Here is a 6,765-nt window from a genome sequence, read left to right as displayed (position 1 = left end):
GGGCGGCCCGACGGCGGACGCGGCCCGGCGGACACCGCGTCGCGGCCCGTACGCGAGCGGACATCGGTGACGTCTCGACGAGGTGGATTTCAGATGGTGACGGAAGACAAGATTCGCTACTACCTCAAGCGGGTGACCGCCGATCTGCACGAGACGCGGGAGCGCCTGCGCGACGTCGAGGAGGCGGCGGGGGAGCCCGTCGCGGTGGTCGCGATGGGCTGCCGCTACCCGGGCGGCGTCCGCTCCCCGGAGGACCTGTGGGACCTGGTCGCCTCGGGCCGGGACGCGGTCGCGCCCTTCCCGGTCGACCGCGGCTGGGACGTCGAGGGGCTCTACGACCCCGACCCGGACCGGCTCGGCACGAGCATCGCGCGGGAGGGCGGCTTCCTCGACGACGTGGCGTCCTTCGACGCGGGCCTGTTCGGCGTGACCCCGCGCGAGGCGCTGACCCTCGACCCCCAGCAGCGCCTCCTCCTGGAGGTGGCCTGGGAGACCTTCGAACGCGCGGGCCTCCCGCCGGCCGCGCTGCGGGGCAGCAGGACCGGCGTCTTCGTCGGCACCAGCAGCCAGGAGTACGCGATGCTGCTCCAGGGCGCCCGGGAGAACTTCGAGGGCTACTCCACGGGGTTCCTCGCCAGCGTCCTCTCCGGGCGCCTGGCCTACACCTTCGGCCTCGAAGGCCCGGCGCTCACCGTGGACACCGCGTGCTCGGCCTCGCTGGTGGCCCTGCACCTGGCGGTGCAGTCGCTGCGGCAGCGCGAGTGCGCCACCGCCCTGGTGGGCGGCGCGTCGGTGATGCCGACCCCGAGCATGTTCGTGGAGTTCAGCAGGCAGCGGGGGCTCGCGCCGGACGGCCGGTGCAAGGCGTTCGCGGCGGCGGCCGACGGGACCGGCTGGGGCGAGGGCGTGGGCCTCGTCCTGCTGGAGCGGTTGTCGGACGCGCGGCGCAACGGTCACCCGGTCCTGGCTGTCGTACGCGGTTCCGCCGTGAACCAGGACGGCGCCTCCAACGGCCTGACCGCGCCCAACGGCCCCTCCCAGCAACGCGTCATCCGGGCCGCCCTCGCCAACGCGCGGCTCGCCCTGTCCGACGTGGACGCCGTGGAGGCACACGGCACCGGCACCGCCCTCGGCGACCCCATCGAGGCCCAGGCGCTCCTCGCCACCTACGGGCGGGAGCGCGAGGACGGGCGGCCCCTGTGGCTGGGGTCGCTGAAGTCGAACATCGGCCACACGCAGGCCGCCGCGGGCGTCGGCGGCGTCATCAAGACGGTGATGGCGCTGCGCCGGGGCGTCCTGCCGCCCACCCTGCACGTCGACGAGCCGACCCCGCACGTCGACTGGTCCCCGGGCACGGTACGGGTCCTCACCGAGGGCCGCGCCTGGCCCGAGACCGGGCGTCCGCGCCGCGCGGGCGTCTCCTCCTTCGGCATCAGCGGCACCAACGCGCACGTCGTCCTGGAGCAGACGGACGACGACGGCTTCCCTGCCCCGGCCGCGCAACCCGCGGATCCGGTGCCGCGGGGCCACACCGCCGCAGCCGCCGGACCCCTGCCCTGGCTGGTCAGCGCGCGCGGCGACCGGGGCCTTCGCGAGCAGGCGGCCCGGCTGCGCGACCACGTGCGGGAGCGCCCCGGCCTGTCCCCGGCCGACGTCGGACACGCCCTCCTTGCCTCGCGCACCGCCTTCGACCACCGCGCGATCGTCCTGGCCGAGGACCACGAGGGCTACCTCGCCGGGCTCGACGCCGTCGCGGAGGGCAGGAGCGCGCCCGGCGTGGTGGAGGGCGTCGCCCGGGAGCCGGGGAAACCGGTGTTCGTCTTCCCCGGCCAGGGCGCCCAGTGGGAGGGCATGGCCGCGGACCTGTACCGCGAATCCGCGGTCTTCCGCGACCGGCTGCGCGCCTGCGCCGCCGCCGTCACACCCCACGTCGACTTCTCGCTCGTCGACGTCGTGTGCGGGGCCGAGGGCGCGGCCCCGCTCGACCGCGTCGACGTGGTGCAGCCCGCGCTGTGGGCCATGATGATCTCCCTCGCCGAGCTGTGGCGCTCCTACGGCGTCGAGCCGGGCGCGGTGGTGGGCCACTCGCAGGGCGAGATCGCCGCCGCGTGCGTGGCGGGCGCGCTGTCCCTTGAGGACGGCGCCCGGATCGTCGCGCTGCGCTCCCGCCTCGTGGCCGAACGCCTGGCGGGCAGCGGGGGCATGGCGTTCCTCGCGCTGCCGCTGGAGCGGGCGCGCGAGCGGCTCACCGCGTGGGGCACGCGCCTCGCCGTCGCCGCGGCCAACAGCCCGTCCTCCGTGGTGGTCTCGGGCGACGCCGAGGCCCTCGGCGAACTCCTGGAGGCCGCCGAGCGGGAAGGCGTACGGGCGATCCGCGTCGCCGTGGACTACGCCTCGCACTCGGCCCAGGTCGAGACCCTGGAGGCCGAACTCCACGCCGTGCTTGCCGATCTGACGCCCCGTCCGGCCACGATCCCGTTCTTCTCGACGGTCACCGGCGGCCTCCTCGGCACCGAGGGGCTCGACGCCGCCTACTGGTACCGGAACCTGCGGCGAACGGTCCGCTTCGACCCCACCGTGCGCGCCCTCCTCACAGCCGGGCACCGCACCTTCGTGGAGGTGAGCCCGCACCCCGTGCTCGCGGTGTCCGTGCACGAGATCCTCGACAGCGCCGCCACCGAGGGCACCGTCCTCACCTCCCTGCGGCGGGGCGAAGGCGACGCCCGGCGCGTGAGCACCTCCCTGGCCGAGGCACACGTCCGGGGCGTACGCGTGGACTGGTCGGGCCGCTTCGGGCCGCGGGCGCGCCTGGTGGACCTGCCGACCCATGCCTTCCAGCGCAGCCGCTACTGGCCGGACGGGGCGCAGGCCGCGGTGCGGGACCGGGAGGGCGACGACAGCGCGGCCGCCCGGTTCCGGCAGCGGCTCGCGGAGCTGCCCGGGAGCGCGGGGGAGCGCCTCGTCCTGGAGACGGTGTGCGAGCACGCCGCCGCCGTCCTCCACCAGGACCCGGCGGGCCTCGACGCCACCCGGGCCTTCACCGACCTCGGCTTCGTCTCGATGACGGCGATGGAGCTGCGCAACCGCCTCGCCACCGCGACCGGCGTCCGCGTCTCCCCGGCGGCCGTCTTCGACCACCCCACGGCCGAGCGCCTCGCCGCCCACCTCCGCACGCTCCTGACAGGTCATCAAGAAGCTTCTTCCGCACCGGTGATGACCGCTGCGGTCACCGACGAGCCGGTCGCGATCGTCGCGATGGGCTGCCGCTTCCCCGGCGACGTGGCGTCGCCGGAGCAGCTGTGGGACCTGGTCTCCTCGGGCCGGGACGCGACCTCCTCGTTCCCCGCCACCCGCGGCTGGGACGTAGCCGACCTGTACGACCCGACTCCGGGCACTCCGGGACGCACGTACGTGCGCCGCGGCGGGTTCCTGCACGACGCCGACCGGTTCGACCCGCTCCTGTTCGGGATCAGCCCCCGCGAGGCCCTCGCCATGGATCCGCAGCAGCGTCTTCTCCTGGAGGTGGCCTGGGAGACGTTCGAGCGGGCGAAGCTGGCGCCCGACGCGGTGCGCGGCAGCCGCACCGGCGTGTTCGTGGGCCTCAGCGGACAGGACTACCTGTCGCTCCTGACCGCCGACCCCGACGAGAACGCGGGGCACCTGATGACCGGTACGTCCACGAGCGTCGCGTCGGGGCGGCTGGCCTACACCTTCGGGCTCGAAGGGCCCGCCGTGACCGTGGACACCGCGTGCTCGTCGTCCCTGGTCGCCCTCCATCTGGCGGTGCAGGCCCTGCGGCAGGGCGACTGCACGGCCGCCCTGGTGGCGGGCGTCACGGTCCTGTCGACGCCGGGCGCGTTCGTGGAGTTCAGCGCACAGGGCGCCCTCGCCCCGGACGGCCGGTGCAAGGCGTTCGCCGCGGCGGCCGACGGCACCGGCTGGGGCGAGGGCGTCGGCGTGCTCCTGGTGGAGCCGCTGTCGAAGGCCCGGCGCGAGGGCCACGACGTCCTCGCCGTGATCCGCGGCTCCGCGATCAACCAGGACGGGGCCAGCAACGGCCTGTCCGCGCCCAACGGTCTCGCCCAGCAGCGCGTGATCCGCCAGGCCCTGGCCCAGGCGGGGCTCGACCCCCGGGACGTCGACGCCGTCGAGGCCCACGGGACCGGCACCACCCTCGGCGACCCCATCGAGGCGGAGGCCCTCCTGGCCACGTACGGCCAGGGCCGGCCCGCCCTCTCGCCCCTGTGGCTGGGGTCCTTGAAGTCCAACATCGGTCACACGGCGGGCGCGGCCGGCGTGGGCGGCGTCATCAAGACGGTGCTCGCGCTGCGCGAGGGCGTCCTGCCGCCCACCCTGCACGTGGACGACCCCACCCGGCACGTGGACTGGTCCTCGGGCGCGGTGGAACTGCTCACCGAGGCCAGGCCGTGGCCGGACACCGGCCGGGCGCGGCGCGCGGGCGTCTCCTCGTTCGGGATCAGCGGCACGAACGCGCACGTGATCCTGGAGCAGGCCCCCGCCGAGCCGCCCGCCGCCCCCGCGGAGGCGAGCCCGCTGCCCGCCGTGGCCTGGGTCCTGTCCGGCAGGACGGAGCAGGCCCTGCGCCAACAGGCCCAGCGGCTGCGGCAGTTCACGGCCGAGCGCCCCGACCTGGCCCCGGCCGACGTCGCGCGCTCCCTGGCCGGCACCCGGGCCGCCCTGGAACACCGGGCCGTCGTCATCGGCGAGGACCGGGAGTCGCTGCGCGCGGGCCTCGCGCTGATCGCGGAGCCCGGGGAGCCCGGAGAGTCCGGGGAGTCCGCGGAGCCAGGGCTGGGAGTCCCTCAGGTCCTCAGGGGCGCGGCCCGCGCCCGCGGCAGGCTGGCCCTCCACTTCCCCGGCGGGAACGCCGCACCGGCCGACCCCGCCGACCCCGCGTACGCCCTGCTCCCGGTCCACGCCGCCGCCACGGCGGAGGTCGCCGCCGCGTGCGCCGCGCATCCGGACGCGCCCGCGCCCGGCGCGCCCGGCGCCCTGGCCCGCTTCACCGCGGACGTCGCGCTGTTCCGGCTCCTGGAGCACTGGGGCGTCACCCCCGACCACCTCCTCGGCCACGCGGTCGGCGAGGTGGCCGCCGCGCACTGCGCGGGCGCCCTGTCCCTGGCCGACGCGGTGGCGCTCGCCGTCGCCCTCGACCGGGACGCGGACGGGGTCCACCGCGTCACCAAGGAGCTGACGTTCCGCCCGCCGGTGCTCCCCCTCGTCTCCGGCACGACCGGCCGCCCGGTGTCGTACGAGGAACTCTCCGCCCCGGAGCACTGGTCCCGCGTCGCCCGGGAGACCGGCACGCCCGACGAGGCGGTGCGGTGGCTCGACTCCCAAGGCGTGCGCGACCACCTGGAGTCGCACCGGGACGGTGCCACGGTGAGCGTGCTCCTGGCCGCCCTGGCCCGGCTGCACGTCGGCGGCGTGGCCGTGGGCTTGGACACGATGCTCGCCGACGCGGGCGCCCGCCTCGTGGAGCTGCCCACGTACGCGTTCCAGCACGAGCGCTACTGGCCCGAGCCGGCCGGCTCGCCGCTCGGCGCCACCGGGGCCGGGCGCGAGCGCGGCTCGGCACGCGCGGAGCAGGGGCGGGAGTTCCGCGCGCGCCTGGCCGCCGCGGCCGACCCGGACGAGCGGCGGGAGATCATCGCCGCGCTCGTGCGCACCCAGGTCGCGGCCGTGCTCAAGCTGGCCGACGCGGCCGCGGTCGCCGACGACCGGAACCTGCCGGAGCTGGGCTTCGACTCGCTGACCGCGGTGGACCTGCGCAACCGGCTCGGCGCGGCCACCGGGCTCCGCCTCCCGCCGGCCCTCGTCTTCCAGCACCCGACCGTCACCGACGTGGCCCGGTTCCTGGCGGACCAGGGGGAGGCGGCGGACCCCGATGGCGCGGCCGCCGCGGCCGCCGCGGCGCCCTCGGCCGGGGCGCGGTTCACCCTGGGGCCGCTGCTCGCCCGCGCCGGCGAACTGGGCCGCACCGACGAGTTCCACGCACTGGTGCGCGGCGTCGCCCGGTTCCGCCCCACCTTCGACGCGCCCGACGAGCGGCTGCGCCCGGCGCGCGTCCGCCTCGCGCGCGGCTCCGCTTCCGCGGGGCCGGACCTGGTCTGCTTCCCGACGTTCGCCGTCAGCGCGGGCGCGCCCCAGTACGCGCGCCTGGCCGCCGCGGCCGGGGGCGAGCACGACGTGTGGGCCCAGCCGGTGCCGGGCTTCACCTGGCAGGAGCCGCTGCCCGCGTCCGTGGACGCCCTCGCGCGGCTCCTGGCCGACGGCGTGGAGGCCCGCGCCGACGGCGGCCCCGCCGTCCTGCTCGGGTACTCGGCGGGCGGCTGGATCGCCCACGCCACCGCGGCCGTCCTCGAAGAGCGCGGGGCGGGCCCCGCCGCCGTGGTCCTCCTGGACAGCTACTGGCCCGGCAGCGCGATGATCCCGCGGCTGCACGCCCGGATCGACCGGGCCCGCGCCATCGGCTCGCCGGACGTGCTGTGGACGGAGGACACCGGGGACGACGCCCACCTCACCGCCCTCGCGCACTACTCCCAGCTCTTCGAGACGTGGAGCCCGCGCGAGATCGCCGCGCCCACCCTCCTGGTCCGCGCCACGGAACCGGCCTTCGACGAGCCCGCCCCCGACGACGACTGGCGGCCCCGCTGGCAGCTGCCGCACACCGCCGTCGACACGGAGGGCACCCACTTCTCGATCATCCGCGAGCACAGCGAGCCCGCCGTGCGCGCGGTGCGG

The 6,765-nt window shown here is 76.7% G+C and carries 1 pseudogene; it reads left to right on the top strand.

Annotation, left to right across the window (positions count from 1 at the left end):
* Positions 1-93 precede the first annotated feature (93 nt).
* A pseudogene (locus AC07GB_RS15375) lies at positions 94-6,759 on the top strand (type I polyketide synthase); the annotation flags it as partial.
* Positions 6,760-6,765 lie beyond the last annotated feature (6 nt).

It is taken from the genome of Streptomyces sp. NPDC045778, from assembly GCF_056431945.1.
This window is presented reverse-complemented; position numbering and strand designations above follow the sequence as displayed.